At 47.4% G+C, this 17,174-nt stretch carries 15 protein-coding genes; 12 read left to right on the top strand and 3 right to left on the bottom strand.

Annotation, left to right across the window (positions count from 1 at the left end):
* Position 1 precedes the first annotated feature (1 nt).
* The 3 genes from LL912_RS15380 to LL912_RS15370 all read left to right on the top strand — a co-directional run bounded on the left by LL912_RS15380 (position 2) and on the right by LL912_RS15370 (position 4,673).
* Entirely contained in the window at positions 2-1,582 is a 1,581-nt protein-coding gene (locus LL912_RS15380; RefSeq protein WP_235554464.1) for a RagB/SusD family nutrient uptake outer membrane protein, read from the top strand.
* A 16-nt stretch (positions 1,583-1,598) separates the two neighbouring features.
* Positions 1,599-2,636: a SusE domain-containing protein gene (locus LL912_RS15375; protein ID WP_235554463.1), complete on the top strand. Its 1,038-nt coding sequence runs from the start codon at positions 1,599-1,601 to the stop codon at positions 2,634-2,636.
* Between the two features lie 114 nt (positions 2,637-2,750).
* A complete protein-coding gene (locus LL912_RS15370; protein WP_235554462.1) occupies positions 2,751-4,673 on the top strand; it encodes a beta-L-arabinofuranosidase domain-containing protein in 1,923 nt (640 codons plus the stop codon).
* Positions 4,674-4,691: 18 nt separating this feature from the next.
* On the opposite strand, the gene LL912_RS15365 is transcribed toward LL912_RS15370, so the two are convergent.
* Together LL912_RS15365 and LL912_RS15360 are read right to left on the bottom strand one after the other, a co-directional pair.
* Positions 4,692-5,519, bottom strand: a complete 828-nt coding sequence (locus LL912_RS15365) for a hypothetical protein (protein WP_235554461.1) — start codon at positions 5,517-5,519, stop codon at positions 4,692-4,694.
* 108 nt (positions 5,520-5,627) lie between these two features.
* On the bottom strand, positions 5,628-6,377 hold the full coding sequence (locus LL912_RS15360; RefSeq protein WP_235554460.1) for a phytanoyl-CoA dioxygenase family protein: 750 nt from the start codon (positions 6,375-6,377) through the stop codon (positions 5,628-5,630).
* Positions 6,378-6,481: 104 nt separating this feature from the next.
* On the opposite strand from LL912_RS15360, the gene LL912_RS15355 reads away from it, so the two are divergent.
* From LL912_RS15355 to tsf, 9 genes are all read left to right on the top strand, one after another.
* On the top strand, positions 6,482-7,435 hold the full coding sequence (locus LL912_RS15355; RefSeq protein ID WP_235554459.1) for an AraC family transcriptional regulator: 954 nt from the start codon (positions 6,482-6,484) through the stop codon (positions 7,433-7,435).
* 128 nt (positions 7,436-7,563) lie between these two features.
* Positions 7,564-8,343: a C1 family peptidase gene (locus LL912_RS15350; RefSeq protein ID WP_235554458.1), complete on the top strand. Its 780-nt coding sequence runs from the start codon at positions 7,564-7,566 to the stop codon at positions 8,341-8,343.
* A 140-nt stretch (positions 8,344-8,483) separates the two neighbouring features.
* Positions 8,484-9,599, top strand: coding sequence for a C1 family peptidase (locus LL912_RS15345; RefSeq protein ID WP_235554457.1), 1,116 nt, complete (start codon positions 8,484-8,486; stop codon positions 9,597-9,599).
* Between the two features lie 29 nt (positions 9,600-9,628).
* Positions 9,629-9,997 (top strand): hypothetical protein, encoded by a 369-nt coding sequence (locus LL912_RS15340; RefSeq protein ID WP_235554456.1) that lies wholly within the window; start codon positions 9,629-9,631, stop codon positions 9,995-9,997.
* Positions 9,998-10,108: 111 nt separating this feature from the next.
* Positions 10,109-10,423, top strand: coding sequence for a protease inhibitor I42 family protein (locus LL912_RS15335; protein WP_235554455.1), 315 nt, complete (start codon positions 10,109-10,111; stop codon positions 10,421-10,423).
* Positions 10,424-10,604: 181 nt separating this feature from the next.
* On the top strand, positions 10,605-11,048 hold the full coding sequence (rplM, locus tag LL912_RS15330) for a 50S ribosomal protein L13 (protein WP_235554454.1): 444 nt from the start codon (positions 10,605-10,607) through the stop codon (positions 11,046-11,048).
* 74 nt (positions 11,049-11,122) lie between these two features.
* Positions 11,123-11,512, top strand: a complete 390-nt coding sequence (gene rpsI, locus LL912_RS15325; protein ID WP_235554453.1) for a 30S ribosomal protein S9 — start codon at positions 11,123-11,125, stop codon at positions 11,510-11,512.
* Positions 11,513-11,626: 114 nt separating this feature from the next.
* Complete coding sequence (rpsB, locus tag LL912_RS15320) at positions 11,627-12,526, top strand: 30S ribosomal protein S2 (protein WP_235554452.1); 900 nt, start codon at positions 11,627-11,629, stop codon at positions 12,524-12,526.
* 203 nt (positions 12,527-12,729) lie between these two features.
* The gene (tsf, locus tag LL912_RS15315; RefSeq protein ID WP_235554451.1) at positions 12,730-13,566 is read left to right on the top strand and encodes a translation elongation factor Ts; all 837 of its coding nucleotides are present in this window, start codon (positions 12,730-12,732) and stop codon (positions 13,564-13,566) included.
* A 92-nt stretch (positions 13,567-13,658) separates the two neighbouring features.
* On the opposite strand, the gene LL912_RS15310 is transcribed toward tsf, so the two are convergent.
* On the bottom strand, positions 13,659-17,174 hold the full coding sequence (locus LL912_RS15310) for an ABC transporter permease/M1 family aminopeptidase (protein WP_235554450.1): 3,516 nt from the start codon (positions 17,172-17,174) through the stop codon (positions 13,659-13,661).

Genomic DNA, 17,174 nt, shown 5'->3' with positions numbered 1-17,174 from the left:
GATGAAAAGAATAATGATTGCCATAAGCCTGGTTGTACTAATCGCATCCTGCAGTAAGAAACTGGACCGGCTTCCCAAGAATGATATTACAGCAGCACAGGTGTATAGTACTCCACAGGGATATATTGAAGCTGCAGCGAAAGTATATGGCGCCTATGCGCTCACCAGCAATATCGGACCTGCAAGTCCTCCCGGTGGTGGTGACATCAAGGGCATTGATGAAGGTTTTTCTGACTTTCTCCGTTTGTTCTGGGGTGCACAGGAACTTAGTACCGATGAGGCGGTGATCGCCTGGGGGGATGCGGGTATCCAGGACTTTCACAATATGAACTGGTCTTCCAGTAATCCTTTCCTTACGGGGTTGTATTACCGGAGCCTTTACCAGATCACACTGGCGAATGATTTTATAAAAAATGCAGCAGACGAGCTCTTGAATACAAAAGGTTTTGGCGCGGCTGATGTAGCCAATATTGTAAGCTTCCGGAATGAAGCCCGTTTCCTGAGAGCCTACCAGTACTGGGCCTTGCTGGATCTTTTTGGCAATCCTCCCTTTGTAACGGAGAACGATGTGATTGGTTCTAATGCATTACCCAAACAGATTGGCAAGTCGGCTTTATTTGCCTATATTGAATCGGAATTAAAGGACTTGGAAAGCCTGTTGCCCAATGCGCGTGCCAGCGACTACGGAAGGGCAGATAAAGGTGCAGTATGGGCTTTACTGGCGCGACTGTATTTAAACGCAGAAGCCTATACCGGAACAGCCCGCTACAATGATGCGGTAACCTATTCAAAAAAAGTAGCGGATGCAGGATACAGTCTTGTCGGAAACTACCAGAATCTGATGCGTGCCGATAATCAAAAAAATACCAATGAATTTATCCTTACTATCAATTATGACGGTACCCGCACCCAGAATTATGGGGGAACCACGTTTCTGACGCATGCTGCTGTTGGCGGGAATATGCCGGCTGCGCAGTTTGGTATCGACGGGGGATGGGGTGGTACCCGTACCACGAAGGCACTGGTGAATCTTTTCTCCGACCCCAGCGGCAATACCGATAAACGGGCGCAGTTCTGGACCTCCGGGCAATCACTGGAAATAGCGGATCAAACAAAATTTGAACAGGGGTATGCGATTACAAAATTTAAAAATATTGAGATGGTATCCGGGAAACCCGGCAGTAACCTTACTTTTCCGGACATGGATTTTCCAATATTCCGGCTGGCGGAACAATACCTGATCTATGCAGAAGCGGTATTGCGCGGTGGAACAGGAGGCGATGCCTCCACTGCGCTGGGATATGTCAATGCATTACGGATGAGGGCCGGTGCCGCTACCATTAGTGCCGGTCAGCTGACCACCGACTTTATCCTGGATGAACGGGGAAGGGAGCTGTACTGGGAAGGGTTCCGGCGTACCGACCTTATCCGTTATAAACGGTTTACAACTGCCGGCTATCTGTGGCCCTGGAAGGGTGGTACGGTAAACGGAAAGGCTGTGGAAGACTGGCGGAATATTTACCCGATACCGGTAGCTGATAAGAATGCAAATCCCAACCTGCAGCAAAACCCCAACTATTAATTTTTAAACTGGCAATATGAAGTATTTATTTCTATATGTTTTTACCGCTTTGATTGCACTGGCCTTCCATTCATGTAAAAAGGATGAGACCCAGGTAGTGATGAACAATAATAAGCCTACACTCAGCGGCAATAGCAGCGGTCCTATAACATTGCTTCAGGAAAATGCAGATAAACCTGCATTGACGTTGACGTATGATAACGTAGATTTGGGATTCGCAGATGCTCTGGGTTATACATTGCAGATTGCACCGGTGGGGAATGACTTTAAAGCAGATTCATTGGTAGAGCGGGATCTGGACCGGAAGGCCGGTTCGGTAACGCTTACTGCAAAAGAATTGAACAGCCTGCTGCTGACGGAATTTATACCAGCAGGACAAACCATCAATTATGCATTCCGGATAAGAACCTCGGCCGGGAAAATCTATTCAAACGTATTGCCACTTACCATCACTACGTACGAGGATTGGCCCAGGGTTATAGCCCGTGACTTTTTATATACGCCCGGTGCCTATCAGGGATGGGACCCTGCGGCTAAAGTTATCGCAAAAATGTATGTGATGTCCGGAAATAAAACGACCGGTCAGTTGGAGGGATCTGTATTCCTACCCGATCCCGTAAATGAATTTAAATTGACTCCGGATCCTAAGTGGGATAACTCTTACGGCAGTATTACGAATACCGGTAATAAGGGTACGCTTGATTACAATAAAGGCGGCAATTTTAGTGTAACCGGAAAAGGATATTATAAAATGAAGCTGGACCTCACTGCTAAAACCTGGACGGCAACCTTGAATAATATCTCAATCATAGGAAATGCAGCTGTAGACTGGAATACAGATGTTCCGCTTGATTTTGATCCGTCGACTCAAACATTTTCAAAAGTGCTTACATTAAAATCCGGCACCGATATAGGGTTTAAGTTCAGGGCGAATGCAGATTGGGCTGTGAATTTTCCGGGTAGCAACCTTACGGTGCCATCAACCGGAACCTATAAGATCCTTTTGGATATGCGTATTCCTTCCGATCCTTACTGGAAGATTATTAAACAATAATGCAATATGCTTTAAGATTCAAATGCCCCGCACGTTACAGGCGGGGCATTGGCTGTTTTTATAAAGCAACAAGGTATTGACTTTTCGGGTCGCTTTATTGAATAATTTTAAGACATGAATATTTTTATAAAAGGGACTTTAGTGTTATTGCCATTGATATCCTTCGGTCAACATGCACCGTTTCAATTACGGGAAGAGAAGTTTGAAAAACTACCCTTTGGTGCTGTAAAACCAACAGGGTGGATCAAAGCGCAAATGGAGAAAGACATGCGGGGCTTTGCTGGGCATCTGGACCAGATCGTACCGGACCTGGTCAATGATCCCATTTATTCGGCACGCCTGCATAAGCACAGCAAGGCAAAGGACCTGGGAAATCTGAAAGAAGGTGATATCGGAGGCGATGACCAGTACAAATGGTGGAACTCCGAAACACAATCGAACTGGCGCGACGGTTTTATACGGAATGCCCTGTTGCTGGATAATGCTGCCGATAAAAAAAGGGTGAAACAATATGTGGATCGGATCCTGGCCACACAGGATAGCGATGGATACCTGGGAATCTACGACCCGGAGCTGCGGTACCGGTTTGTTGCTGAAAACGGAGAGCTTTGGGCGAAGACTACCTTATTACGCGGACTGCTGGCCTATTACGAAGCCACGCAGGACAGCAGGGTTTGGGCGGCGATCCGGCGTGCTGTAGATGATGTGTTGAAACATTATTCCATCCATCATTCCAACCCTTTTCTTGCCGGAAAGGAGTTTTCCGGAGGCGTGGCGCATGGGCTTACGTTTACAGATATTTGCGATGAAATGTATCGTCTTACAAAAGACAAAAAGTATCGCGCCTATGCCTTGTTCCTTTATCAGAATTTCTCTGCCAACTTTTCGTTTGAAAAAGATGTGCAATGGTCCAGTATTTTTAACCCAAACTATAAATTATCCGGCCACGGCGTGCATACCTACGAACACCTGCGGCCGTTAACGGTTGCGGCCTTCAGTACGCATGATCCCAAGTATGATACGGCCCTCAGTATCTATTTAAAGCGGGTACAGGATGCCGCTACCATTGCCGGCGGGCCTATCGGCGATGAATGGATCGGAGGTAGGAACGCAAACGCTACTCAAACCGGTTATGAGTATTGTTCGCTCCAGGAGTTGCTCGACAGTTATGCCGGCCTCCTGCAAAAAACGGGTGCCGCAGGGTTTGCGGACCAGATCGAAAATACTTTCTTTAATGCGGCGCTGGGTGCACGGGATCCGGAACATTCCTGTATTGCCTACCTGAAAACCGATAATTCGTATGCCATGACCGGACCGCTGAATGGCGGAGCAAACGGAGACCTGAAGCAGACCCGTTATAAATATTCTCCGGCACATAAGGACGCCGCCGTTTGCTGTGTACCCAACGCCGCAAGGATTACACCGTATTATGTTCAAAACATGTGGATGAAGCAGGGCGATTCCGTATTGGCTGCTACCTTGCTGGGACCTTCCCGCGTACAAACCAAAATCAATGGTGCAAATGTTGAAGTGATTGCGGTAACGGACTATCCCTATGACCTGACCTCTGCCTTTTCGATCCGTCAACCGGAAATGCGGGCGTTTACACTAAAAATAAGAAGGCCTGCCTGGGCAAATGCTGTAGAAGTTGATCAGCCATATAAGGAAGAAGATGGCTTTATAGTAATCCGAAAGATGTTTAAGAAAAATGACCGGATCCGGCTGAAGTGGCATACACAGGTCGCCGACCGTAAAGATGCGAACGGGGCCCACTATTTTATCTATGGCCCACTGGTATACGCACATCCCATCCCGGCGGTAACTACTGCGGGGACCGTATATACGCCCCGGTTCAAAGATTACCTGTATACCCCGCGTGAGAAAAAAGAATATCAATACATCCGTAATAATGAAGCGGTATATAAACAAGGAAGCATACAGGTAAAGGCCCGCAATAAAAATTCAAATACTGTTGAAACCCTTAAGCTTCTTCCTATAGGTAGAACCATTTTGCGTCAGGCTGCTTTTAAAGAATAATAGTTGCAGGCAGGTCTGTTAGCTGATCAGGGAAGATTTCAGGTGTTCCAGCATTTTGATATTGATGGCCCACTGGTCCGCCAGCGGCTGCCCGTTGTTTGGGTTTACCGGCATATAAGGCACCGGGCCGGCCTCTGTACAGATGGTAAACGACGTTTTTCGCCGCCGGTGGTGATCCAGGATGCGCTGCCACCAGGCGGTGAATTGGTCCAGGTATGGTTGACAGGCGGGTGTAAAAGGATCTGGCAATTGCGGACCCTGTTCATATCCCACCCTTGCATGAATGTGCCGGATATGCGACGTGAGTTGCTCCAATGTATTTTCCTGGAAGGAAAGCATGCTTTCCGATACCGCGCACCAATGGGAATAATCGGCCACCAGTTCCAATTCAGGAAACTGGTCTAAATATTCCGGCATCCGGTGCAGTGCATATGAAAAGCGGCCGCGGTGGGTTTCGTGATAAACCGGGATCTTGTATTGCCGGGAGAAATCTGTTGCCAATTGGATGAGGGCGCAATTTTCCCGGAAGCTGAAATAATCCCGGCCTGTATGGGAGTTGATAAAAAGAGGATTAAAGCTGATGAGCAACTCAAGCCGTCGGATCATGACCTCGCGGAATTGATCAAATGCTGCAACCTGCGCATCCAGGACCATCTGGGCCACTACGACAAATTCTTTATGTTGTTCGCGAACCTCCTTCAGGACGGAGATCCAGTGGTGGAGATCCTGCAGGCCCCCGGGATCGATCTCAATACCATTATAACCGGCGGCAATTACCTTTTGTAAAAAGGATTCGGGCGAGGTCTGTTTCTGTCCCCAATACGGGCAGAGATAAAGCAGTTGCATATCCATGATTTTTTGAAGTCCTGTTAAAGGACATTATTGCTCGGCCGCAGGTGCTGCGGCGTCAAACTGAGGAGCCGGCTGGTAACCGGTGTCCTGTTGATTGTTTCGTTAAGCCGGTTCGTACAATACCGGGTTCAAAGGCGTATCAATCACTGCTCCGATTGTTGCTCCGGGGCACCAGGTATCCCAGTCGTTTTGCTGATTTTTATTCTCCGGTGCCTTCAGGCGCATGTCGCGGTCCATATAAATAATCGTCATTACCCGACGCATATCATCGGTGGTGTTTGCACCCGCGCGGTGAAATACCCAACCGGAATGAAAACTGATCTCGCCCAGGTCAAAGGGTTCAATGATATGCTGGAAATCGGTTACACGCAATCGTTGCTGGATCAGGGTTTCGCTTTCATCGCCAATGGCAAGTTCCCTTCCTTCAACGATCTGGTGACTACCGGCACTAAATTCCAGAGGCCCCATTTCTAAAGGCGTTTCCTGCAAAGGAATCCACGCGGTAATCGTTTTGTCGGTTTCCAGCGGCCAGTAATACTGGTCTGCATGCCAGGGCGTAATGCCGCCACCGCCCTCTTTAAACAAAGCCTGGTCGTGGTACATGCGTACGCCTTCCACCTGCATCAGGTCGGCTGCAATTTTACCCAGGCGTTTGCTGAAAACCAGCGCCCGTACATCTTCGTTTTCGCGCCACAGGTTAAACAGCTGCAAAAAGGCCTTGCCGTAGGTATCCCGTTCCTGGAGCGTGGTTTTTATGGTATTCATTTTTGCCACCTGTTCAGAGATCGCATCCCGGAACCAGGCTATAGCTGCAGGAGAAAATACCTGCTTTAGTTTGATAAAGCGATGCATTTCATAAAAGTGGATTTGGTCGGCCGTTAGCCGATAAGGCTGCTCAAGCTCCTGGAGTATTATTGCGGGTATTGTCATCGTTGTAGAATTTGTGAATAAAATTAATGGCTTTTACGAGGGCTATTCATCACTATATTGACAAAACATACACTATATTTTCCTTTTATGTAAATTTGATCGGCCAGCAAAGCAATATTGTATTATTGAAACCCAGTTTTGAACATATAAACCGGATACAGGCAGGGGAAAGTTTTGTGGTTTATCAATATGAAACCGCTCATTTCCCTTTTAAATGGCATTATCATCCGGAGTATGAACTCACGCTGATTACTTCGGGTTCGGGCAAGCGGCTGGTGGGAGACCATTATGCAGCGTTTTCCCCGGGAGACCTGGTACTGCTGGGAGGAAACCTGCCACATACCTGGACGAGCGAGCCGGCCCGGCAGCGGGCTTCGGCAATCGTCATCCAATTTTCGGAAGCGTTTATTAACCCGTTCCTGGAATACCCCGAGTGCTATGGCATTGCTGCTTTATTGCGAAAGTCGGGAAAGGGCCTTTTTTTCGGGAAGCGGCAGCATGTAGTGACAGAGAAGATTAAACAATTATCCAAAGCAACCGGTATGGGCAAGTTGCTGGGATTGATTGATGTGCTGCACCACCTGAGCAAAGCTCCGGCAACTGCATTAAGCACATCGGCCATGCTTCATGCTTCAACAAATATCGCTGAAGCGCGAATCAATAAAATATTCCAACATCTTTACAGACACTATAAAAAACCATTACATATCGATCAGTTTGCCCGGTTGATCCATTTGTCACCTGGCGCGTTCTGCAAATTTTTTAAGAAGATTACCGGAAAAACCTTCTCCGATTATGTAAACGATATACGGATTGCAAAAGCCTGTACCCTCCTGCTGGAAACCGATCTCAGCATCACACATATCGCATACGATGTAGGGTTTGAAAGTATTACATATTTCAACCGCGTTTTTTTCAGGAAGAAAGGATCCACTCCAAGAGTATTCCGGGCGCAATTGAAGCACTGGAAAGCCGGTTAAAGAAGCACCGTAAAACTACGGCCTGTGTCAGGTACTATCCCCTTCGCTCAATTCAGGTATTGACATCGCCTGCAGGGCGGTGTAATATTGTATTGTTAAAAGATACCCCAACACCAAAAACAAGAACCATGGCAAAGCCTTCTCAACAACTGCCTCACCGTTCGCTGGGCTGGATACCCGATCTTCCTGACGCAAGAGATTTTCTTTATGCAGCACCGCTTAAAATAATGCAAAAGCTGCCGGTAAAAATCGATTTGCGGAAGACCTGTCCGCCCGTGTACGATCAGGGCAGTCTGGGCAGTTGTACCGCAAACGCCCTGGGTGCGGCATTTGAGTTTGGGAAGAAGAAACTTCGGAAAAAAACGTTCAGGCCCTCCCGCCTATTCCTCTATTACAATGAACGGGTAATGATGAATACCGTGCAGTCCGACAGCGGAGCCTACCTGCGCGATGGCATTAAATCACTAAACAAGCAGGGGATTTGCCCGGAAAAAGATTGGCCCTACAAGGAAGCTGTATTTACGCAAAAACCACCGGCGGCCTGCTATAAAACAGCGCTAAAGAACCAGGCACTTTCATACTGGCGGATTCCGGTAAATCTTACTTCTATTAAAGGATGCCTGGCAGAAGGATACCCGTTTTCATTTGGCTTTAGCGTTTATGAAAGTTTTATGACCAAAGCTGTTGCAGACACCGGCGTCATGCCCATGCCCAATATTGCAAAAGAATCCATAATGGGCGGCCATGCAGTACTGGCCGTAGGTTACAGCGACGAAAAGCAAATGGTATTGGTCCGGAACTCCTGGAGCAAAGGGTGGGGACTGAGCGGCTGTTTCTGGATGCCTTACGCGTATATTTCAAATCCCTCATTCTGCCAGGACTTCTGGACCATCCGCGATGTAGAATAGCATACCCGATCAGAAGACGTTTACTGTACAGCGGTTCAACTCCACTGAACCCGCTATGGGATGTTTATGTGTGCCGGCACCCAGGGAAAGCGCTTGTGCAATTTGTCAAATCCATTTTTTCAATAAACAAAAACAAACACATGTCAAAAATCAACGTTGCGGCCATTCAGTCGTCCATCACTGAATCCGGCTTAACCTGGCAAGCCGCCAATAACGAGTTTACCGCCATGACGGAGGCGGAGCGCAAGTATTTCCTGGGCTTTACACCTGGCCCCAAAGAGCGGTCATTAGCTGCCCGGGAAGATGCATCAGAAAAGGCCCTGCGGTCTTTTCAGCTTTCAGCAGCAGGGAAAGGTATTAAAAAGAAAAAGGCATTCGGATATCCTACAATATTCGACTGGCGCAACAGGAGCGGCCAGAATTTTGTGACGCCCATTAAGAACCAGAGCTCCTGCGGATCTTGTGTGGCTTTTGGAACCATTGCCACGGCGGAAACAGCCTACCGCATCCAGCGGGGCAATGCAGCGCTGGCCATCGACTTCTCGGAAGCGCAATTGTTTTATTGTTATGCAAAAAGCGAAGGCCGCAACTGTGCCAATGGCTGGTGGCCCGACAGGGCGCTGATCGCTTTCAGGGATAAAGGGGTAGTGGATGAAGCCTGTTTTCCGTATACGCCCGGCGATCAGGCCTGTAACACCTGCAGTAATGCGGCAGACCGGTTGCTGAAAATAAGCGGCTTTACGAAACTTACGACTACGGCTGCTATGAAGGACTGGATCAGCACCCGCGGTGCCCTCGTGGCCTGCTTTACTGTCTATACTGATTTTTTCAGCTATCGTTCGGGTATTTACCGGAGGGCCAATAACCATGTGGAAGGCGGCCACTGTGTATCTGTAGTGGGCTATGATGATGTTAACCAGTGCTGGATCTGTAAGAACAGCTGGGGCGTTGGCTTTGGTGAATCCGGGTTCTTCCGTATCGGCTACGGCCAGTGTGGCATCGACGCAGAAATGTATGGGATCAATAGCATCGTGGAGACCTTGTGGACCGGCGCTCAAAAGATCATCGGCCTTTGGTCTAACGATGCGGCCAATAACGCATGGGCCTATATCGCCAATTTCGGATGGCGGAAGATCTCGCCGGCCAGCGATAACATTCACCTGAACCTGCTTACTCAATGCATTTCTGCGAAGAACCGCGGAGCGGCTGTAAGTATTCACCTGACCAATGGAATTATCGATCAGATTTACAATTAAAATATTTAACCGGATTAAATTATTATACAATGAATGCAGTTAAAAAGGCATCTGCCAAGAAAACAACGAAGAAAAGTGCAACCGCTCCGGTTGCAGCGGTTACCACCACAGAAGTGGCGGCTGCTAAAAGAGCCAATGAACCTACATTGCTGCCCCCCGGCGCCGGCGGATTGACCGCCTGGAACAATAATGTAAAAATTGTGGGCACCTGGGGTATTGCAGAAAATAACAATGCCTGGCTAAACATTAGCGGTATGGGATTCCGAAAAATCAAAGAAAGCAATACCCAGGCTTTGCTGGCCATTTTAATGATCGGAGCGCATGCGCGGGATAAGAACAGTGTTGTAAACGTGCGGACGGAAGCCGACAATAAAGTTTACGAAATATACGCCTGGTAGGGCATACCGGCTGGTGTCAGGAAATTGCTTTCTCTCCCTGAATGGGGGAGAAGGCAATTCTTATGTCAGCAGGTTGCTTAACAAAAAGTTTTGTTTAATTTTATACAAACCATGGAAAAGAAAATTGCATTAAAGGTGAACGAGATCTTTCAGCTGCAGCTGGATAGTCTTGGAGGCGCCGGCTATAGCTGGGTGATGGAACAGAACAACGAAAAAGTAACAGCGGTTGAACTTTCCGGGTCAGAACGGGCTCCTGTGAAAAATGCTCCCGTAGGGGGCAGTTTGGTTACTAATGTGATTATAAAGGGTGTTGCCGCGGGCAGGTCTTCCATCAGGTTGGTTCAAAGGCGAATATGGGAAACCGATCAGGCGCCCTTAAAAACTGTTTTAATAGAAGTAGTGGTCACCGAAGTAAGGAAAAAATAATCGTTAAAAGAAGACAGGCTCAAAAATAAGACAAAAATTTTACTGAAAACCAGTCAGTTACAAGGGGGCTATAAAAAATAGTTCCTTTTTTCGTTGTTTTTTGCCGGATACTCATCTACCTTTGCACTCCCTTAGAAAAGGGCCGGGGGATAGCCCGGATCACTAAAAAATAAAATTTAAAATGAGTAAACAACATTTCACCACGAAACATGCGAACGAGGCTACCGTGCAGCGTAACTGGTACGTTGTAGATGGTACTAATCAAACTGTAGGTCGTATGTGTTCCCGTATTGCTGCTATTTTGCGCGGGAAAAACAAAGCCATTTATACCCCCCACGTGGATACCGGCGACTACATCATCGTAATTAACTGTGAGAAAGTAAAGCTTTCCGGTAGCAAAATGGACCAGAAAGTATATGATACCTACAGTGGTTATCCCGGTGGTCGTAAAGAAGAAACTGCGGCTGACCTGCAAAAACGTCGTCCGGAAGTAATTATCGAACGGGCTGTAAAGGGAATGCTTCCTAAAAACCGTCTGGGACGTAAGATGTACAAAAAATTATTTGTATATGCCGGTGACACTCATCCGCATATCGCACAACAACCCAAAGAGCTGAAATTCTAAATTTTAAATCTAAAATGTAGAATGTAAAGGGCATTTTCCACATTCCCACATTTTCAAATTTTCAAATTAAATAAATGGAAAAGCAAAAAAATGCTGTTGGACGCCGTAAAGAAGCCATTACCCGTGTTTTCTTATCCAAGGGTACTGGTAGCATTACCGTTAACGATAAAGACTATAAAAATTATTTTTCCCTGGTATACCTGCAAAACCAGGTAGACCGTCCGCTGAGAACCGTTGAAGTAGCTGATAAATTTGATGTAAAGATCACAGCTACCGGCGGTGGTGTAAAGGGCCAGGCAGAAGCTGCCATGCTGGGTATTGCCCGTGCACTGGTAGAAGTAAATGCTGAATTTCGCCCTGCATTAAAAGCAGCCGGCTTATTAAGACGGGATCCCCGTTCTGTTGAGCGTAAGAAATTTGGTCACAAAAAAGCAAGAAAGAGCTACCAGTTCTCGAAACGTTAACAACGTTTGTGGTTTATGGTTTGTAGTTTATGGTTGTTCATACCTTTTAAAACTGCTCAACCATCGCAAACCAGCAATAAACAATAAACTAAAAACGATAAATATTTTTAATAGATGGAAAATAATAATACATCCTTACAACAGCAGCTTCTGGAAGCAGGTGTACATTTCGGTCATCTGAAGAAGAAATGGAACCCTAAAATGTTGCCGTACATTTTTGCTGAGAAAAAAGGCATACACATCATCGACTTAAACAAAACCGTAGAATGCCTGCAGGAAACTGCAGCTGCAATGAAACAAATTGCACGCAGCGGTAAGAAAATACTTTTTGTAGGTACCAAGAAGCAAGCGAAAGATATTGTAACGGAGTGCGCACAAAGAGTAGGAATGCCTTATGTAACCGAGCGTTGGCTGGGAGGTATGCTTACCAATTTCAATACTGTACGTAAGTCGGTAAAAAAAATGCAGAGCATCGAAAAAATGCTGGGCGACGGTTCTTTTGACAGCATTACCAAGAAAGAGCGTTTGACATTGACCCGCGATAAAGAGAAAATGGAAAAAGTATTGGGAGGGATCGCCCAGCTGGGTCGTGTTCCTGCTGCTTTGTTCATCGTGGATATCGGCCATGAGCATATTGCACTGGCTGAAGCAAAACGCCTGGGCATCGGTACCTTTGGTGTGGTAGATACCAACGGAGATCCTAATAAAGTAGACTTTGCAATTCCTGCAAATGATGATGCTACTAAATCTATTGCCATTGTTGTAAACTACATCACTGCTGCAATTGCAGAAGGATTGAGTGAAAGACAAGCTGCAAAAGATGAGGATGTAGAAGACAACTTTGCAGACGAAAAAGAAAAACAGGCTGCCAAAATGCAGGCTGAAGCGGAAGCTGAGGCTGGCCGCGGCGGTCGTGGACGCGGAACCGGTACAGGTGCTGGTCAGGGTCAGGGTCAACGTCGCAGAACAACTACCGGTGGTGGTGGTTCAAGAGGCGGAGCTCCCAGAAGATAATAAACGTTTAAGGTTTAAGGTTCAATGTTTGAATTTAAGGCATGGCCTTAGAAGTCAGATACTGAATCTTAAACCTTACTCTCTTTGATCCGGTTCTGTAAACGTATAGCCGGATTGATAACAATAAGATTTCATAAATAAGTCCGGTTTAAGATCTGAAGTGCCGAACTTCAACCCTTAAACTCCAAACTTTAAACAAAAAAATGAGTACAGTAACTATAACCGCACAGGATATTAATAAACTGCGCCAAGCAACCGGCGCTGGTATGATGGATTGCCGGAAGGCATTAACAGAAACAAACGGCGATTTTGAAGCTGCGATCGACTGGCTGCGCAAGCAAGGCCAGAAAGTAGCGGCAAAAAGAAGCGACCGTGAAGCAAAAGAAGGTGTAGTAGTAGCGCAAACTACAGCAGACAATAAGTCTGGCATCGTTGTATGCGTAAGCTGCGAAACGGACTTCGTTTCTAAAAACGAAGACTTTGTTGCTTTTGTAAAAAGCATTGCAGATACGGCAATCGCCAACGACATTAAGAGCGTTGACGAACTGAATGCTGCTGAAATCGGCGGAGCAAAAATTGCAGACCTGGTAAATGATAAACTGGCGTCTATCGGCGAAAAAATCGGTATTACCAAATTTGAAAGAGTGGATGCACCTTATGTAGCTGCTTATATTCACGGTGCTTACCGCATTGGTGTACTGGTAGGGTTGAATAAAGAAGCGGCTGAAGTAGGTAAGGATGTGGCAATGCAGGTAGCAGCCCTGAGCCCGGTGGCAGTAGACGCTGCAAGTGTTCCGGCTGATGTAGTGGCACGTGAAAAAGCCGTGATTATGGACATTATGAAAGAAGATCCGAAAATGGCAGGTAAGCCTGAAGAAATGCTGGCTAAAATTGCTGAAGGTAAGATGGCCGCGTTCTTTAAAGAGCAAACCTTAACTGCCCAGGCTTTTGTAAAAGATGCTGGTAAATCTGTAGCAGACTACCTGAAAGAAAGCGGTGATGTAACCGTTACCGAATTTAAAAGAGTAGCATTAGGATAAACCTTACCGGTTTTGTAAAATAGCTTTAAGCACTCCGAAAGGGGTGCTTTTTATTTACCATCAGCCTAGGAAGCAAGCGCTAATAGGGATGGTCAGCGGGTGGTTATCGTTTTTTCCTTTGTTTCATCCGAGCGGTTCAGGAATTTAAGATCCGGATCCAGCACTACGCGCAGGGGCTTTTGGCTAAATGAAAGCGTTGTTTGAATCCGGTTACCAACGGGCTGCAGTACCCGCTTTTCCGTTTTGCCTCCGGAAAAACAGATCAGCAAATCGACGGGTTCATTAAAGGGAATCGCGGTTTCATTGCCCTTTCCGTCTTCCTTGTATTTGGTAACAGCCGCATCCAGTTTTAATATATATGTATTATTTGCCTGCCGGCTCACGATGGCGCTTTTCAGCACCAGGTCGTAGGTAACAACCTGCCGGAACCATTCATCCAGTTTGGTGGTATCCGAAGGCGTTGCCACCGCATACAACGCCTGCAGCAGGTCTGTAGCAACAGGCGCCGGCTGCGGATAAGCGTGCTGCTGGTAAAAGCTTTTTAATGCGCTGTTGATCCGCGCTTCACCTAACCTCAGGTAAAGCTGGTACATGATCACCATTCCCTTATCGTACGAAAGATACGATTGCGCCGGGTTTAGCCGGAACAGGGGCGGCTCGTCAGACTGGTTGCGGCTGCTGAGGTACAGGTCTTTGTGCACACCTACCCGGTTGGCAAGTACACCGGTGCCGTATACTTTTTTATAACACATCAGCTCCGTATACATAGCCAGCGTTTCGGTCATCAGCGTGCTGCCTTCCCGTTCATCCGGTGCAATGCCGCTGTTGCCCCACCAGGTATGCGCCGTTTCGTGACTTACCATTTCATTGATGATGTCCTTTGCCGGATCCTGATCGATCACATTGCGGTACCCGAATCCTTCATTGATGAATAAGCTGCCGGGGTAGGCCGTTCCTGCAAAGCCTTTGGTAAGCGCAGATATTTCCACGAACCGGGCGGTTGAAAACGGGTAGGGGCCAATGTTGGTTGCACAATAAGCAATGCTCTGGCGTGCGGTATTCATAAGGTGGCCGATGTTCCGTGAATGCTCCGGAGTATAATACACTTCAACAATGGTGTTGCCCTGCCGTTTCTTTTTAACCGCATACCGGGCGGATGCCACGGCAAACCGGAAGGGTACCGATACCGGTGTTTTGTAACGGTAATAATTGCGGGATCCCTTTTTCCATTGCCCCGTCAGCTCGCCAATGCTGATGGCCGTTTGGTTGTCATCAACTGATACCACGGCTTCAAAGTGCACAAAGCCGGCATCCTGTTCCCGGGGTGATGACAGGGAAGTAAGCCGGTCGGCCGTATCAAGGCCATATTTTTTACGAACCTGCTTGTCTTCAATTTCATTGCTGTTATTATACCCGGGTACCGGAAAGTACCGGCTGACGCGGATAAAGCTCCCGTTCCGGGTAATGGTGTTAAAGCCGGCCGCCGGTTTAAAAGGGTTGCCCTGGTATTCAAAACTAAATTGCAGGCTCATACTGTCGTTGGGCATTAACGGTTGGTGAAGCTTAAATGTATAATAACCGTAAAGGGAATCTGCTGCAATGCATTTCCCATTGTTCACCTGCCACTGTTTCCAGCGCATTTCCTTATCACCATACATATAAAGGGTGTCGATGGGAAAATGGGTTTGGTTCACCATCCGGTAACGGCCCTGTACCTCATAACCTGCCTTATCCGGATAAAGATCGATTGCCGCTGATACATCGGTGATTTCCGGCTGGGGCCGGTTTGCAATAAAGGCATATTTTTTTTCGTAGGAGATCTTCCAGTCTGTAAGGGCCTGCCGGTTCATGAATGGCGTATTGCTGAAAATAGTGGCACCTGCATAAATGGCGGCGCCTGAAAGTACGCCCAATATACAAATCTTCCACACCCATGAGGCCCGGTGGCTGCTAACGGCACCCCGCCTGAACGCAGTTGTGATCATAAAAAGCAATAAGGTAATGCAAGACCAATATAACATCTGGTAATGAAAAGCAGTAAGGGTATTGTCAAAGCCATTCATTTCGCTATAAGCCCCCTGGAACGTATTGGCAAAGCGCAGCAATGGATGTTTCAGGCCAAACAGGTTACCCATACTGGTGTTGGTCAGTAACACCACCAGTCCTGCAACCACGATGCCGGCATACTTATTTTTGATGAGCGCCTGTATGCAAATGATCAATCCCGCATTCAGGAATAAAGGCAGGCCTATAAGGTAAAACAGCGAGGCATACAACGCCCAATCGATGGGCGCATTTTGCTTAATAAGCTGTATCAGCAATCCCATGCCGATCCCTGCCAGCAATAGCAGGAGCACTATGGGCAAAAGTGACAACCATTTTGAAACCAACAGGACAACGGGCCGAACGGCAGTGGTGTTTTCCAGTGCATCAAAGCGGGTATTATGACTGCGCCAGAAAAGTTCATTCCCATAAAAAACCAGTGCCAGCAGCGCCACTATCGGCAGTCCGGACAAAATACTTTTAACAAGTACGGCGGTAGTGGTCAGGTGCTCCGGCATCCGGCTGTTGCCATTAATATCGCTAAAGGTTTCGATACTCATAAAACCCACCCAGCCCGCAAGGATCAGCCAGATAGGAATGCTTTTAATAATATTGTTCCACCCGATCGATACCAGGCTTTGCAAACATTGCAAGTGATAACGCCAGGAAGCGGTACGGGTAATTACAGGGTGGTAGGCAGTATGAGGCACTACCGATAACGGGCGTTTTCGCTGGGGGCTGCCTTCCTGCTGTGGCTGTAGTACAAATTTTTTATAAGCCAGCAAAAGCAGCAGTCCGGATACGGCCAGGTAAAGCAGCCGGTTTATAAGCAAATGGCCGTTCAGCTGCAGCAGCTGCGTATTGCGCTGGAGGGCGCTCCAGTAGCGGGTTTGCTCCAGGAAGGCCGATATGCCGAACGGATCTGCCAATGCGGCCATACGCATGGCCGAAGCCGGCATTGGTGTACTGTTGGCAATGATGGGTGCGTTGGCATAAAACGAAATGCCCCAGTAAAGAAAATACACCAGTATGCCGAATACATATACCAGCATCTTATTGCGGGTAAACAGGCCGATGCTTACAGCCACTGCTGTACAAAAAAGAATATTGGGCAGCAGGAGCATGAAAAAGGGCTGCAAATATCGCAGGGGAAGTATGGCATCCAACTCACCCGGGTACCGGCCGGGCATCCGATGCCCCGCCATCATACCCGCTATCAGCAACAGGTAGCAGAGGGCGCTCACCAAAAAAACAATACCGAACCGGCTGCATACATACGGGCCTTTGCGAACGGGTGTGGCATAAAGAATGGATTCAAAGCGGCTGTCCTTCTCGCGGAACAGGGTCTGTGCCGTTAGTATGGTGGTGGAGAAGATGCAGAGTAAGGACAGGATACCTATAATATAATTCAGTACATAGGTGCCGTTCTTAAACGCATTGGGAAATGGGAAACGCGCCACCGTTCCGGCCGCAAGCCCCAACAGGATGAAGAACAGGAGCAACAGGTAAAACGATCGTTTCCTGCTGATGAACAGCCATTCAAAATGGATTAATCGCCGGAACAT

It is taken from the genome of Niabella agricola (assembly GCF_021538615.1).
Taxonomy (GTDB): Bacteria; Bacteroidota; Bacteroidia; order Chitinophagales; family Chitinophagaceae; genus Niabella; species Niabella agricola.
This window is presented reverse-complemented; position numbering and strand designations above follow the sequence as displayed.

Coding starts and splice junctions, on each gene's coding strand:
- LL912_RS15380 (WP_235554464.1), top strand. CDS start 2: ATGAAAAGAATAATGATTGCCATAAGCCTGGTTGTACTAATCGCATCC.
- LL912_RS15375 (WP_235554463.1), top strand. CDS start 1,599: ATGAAGTATTTATTTCTATATGTTTTTACCGCTTTGATTGCACTGGCC.
- LL912_RS15370 (WP_235554462.1), top strand. CDS start 2,751: ATGAATATTTTTATAAAAGGGACTTTAGTGTTATTGCCATTGATATCC.
- LL912_RS15365 (WP_235554461.1), bottom strand. CDS start 5,519: ATGCAACTGCTTTATCTCTGCCCGTATTGGGGACAGAAACAGACCTCG.
- LL912_RS15360 (WP_235554460.1), bottom strand. CDS start 6,377: ATGCATCGCTTTATCAAACTAAAGCAGGTATTTTCTCCTGCAGCTATA.
- LL912_RS15355 (WP_235554459.1), top strand. CDS start 6,482: ATGGCTTTTACGAGGGCTATTCATCACTATATTGACAAAACATACACT.
- LL912_RS15350 (WP_235554458.1), top strand. CDS start 7,564: ATGGCAAAGCCTTCTCAACAACTGCCTCACCGTTCGCTGGGCTGGATA.
- LL912_RS15345 (WP_235554457.1), top strand. CDS start 8,484: ATGTCAAAAATCAACGTTGCGGCCATTCAGTCGTCCATCACTGAATCC.
- LL912_RS15340 (WP_235554456.1), top strand. CDS start 9,629: ATGAATGCAGTTAAAAAGGCATCTGCCAAGAAAACAACGAAGAAAAGT.
- LL912_RS15335 (WP_235554455.1), top strand. CDS start 10,109: ATGGAAAAGAAAATTGCATTAAAGGTGAACGAGATCTTTCAGCTGCAG.
- rplM (WP_235554454.1), top strand. CDS start 10,605: ATGAGTAAACAACATTTCACCACGAAACATGCGAACGAGGCTACCGTG.
- rpsI (WP_235554453.1), top strand. CDS start 11,123: ATGGAAAAGCAAAAAAATGCTGTTGGACGCCGTAAAGAAGCCATTACC.
- rpsB (WP_235554452.1), top strand. CDS start 11,627: ATGGAAAATAATAATACATCCTTACAACAGCAGCTTCTGGAAGCAGGT.
- tsf (WP_235554451.1), top strand. CDS start 12,730: ATGAGTACAGTAACTATAACCGCACAGGATATTAATAAACTGCGCCAA.
- LL912_RS15310 (WP_235554450.1), bottom strand. CDS start 17,174: ATGTTCCGGCGATTAATCCATTTTGAATGGCTGTTCATCAGCAGGAAA.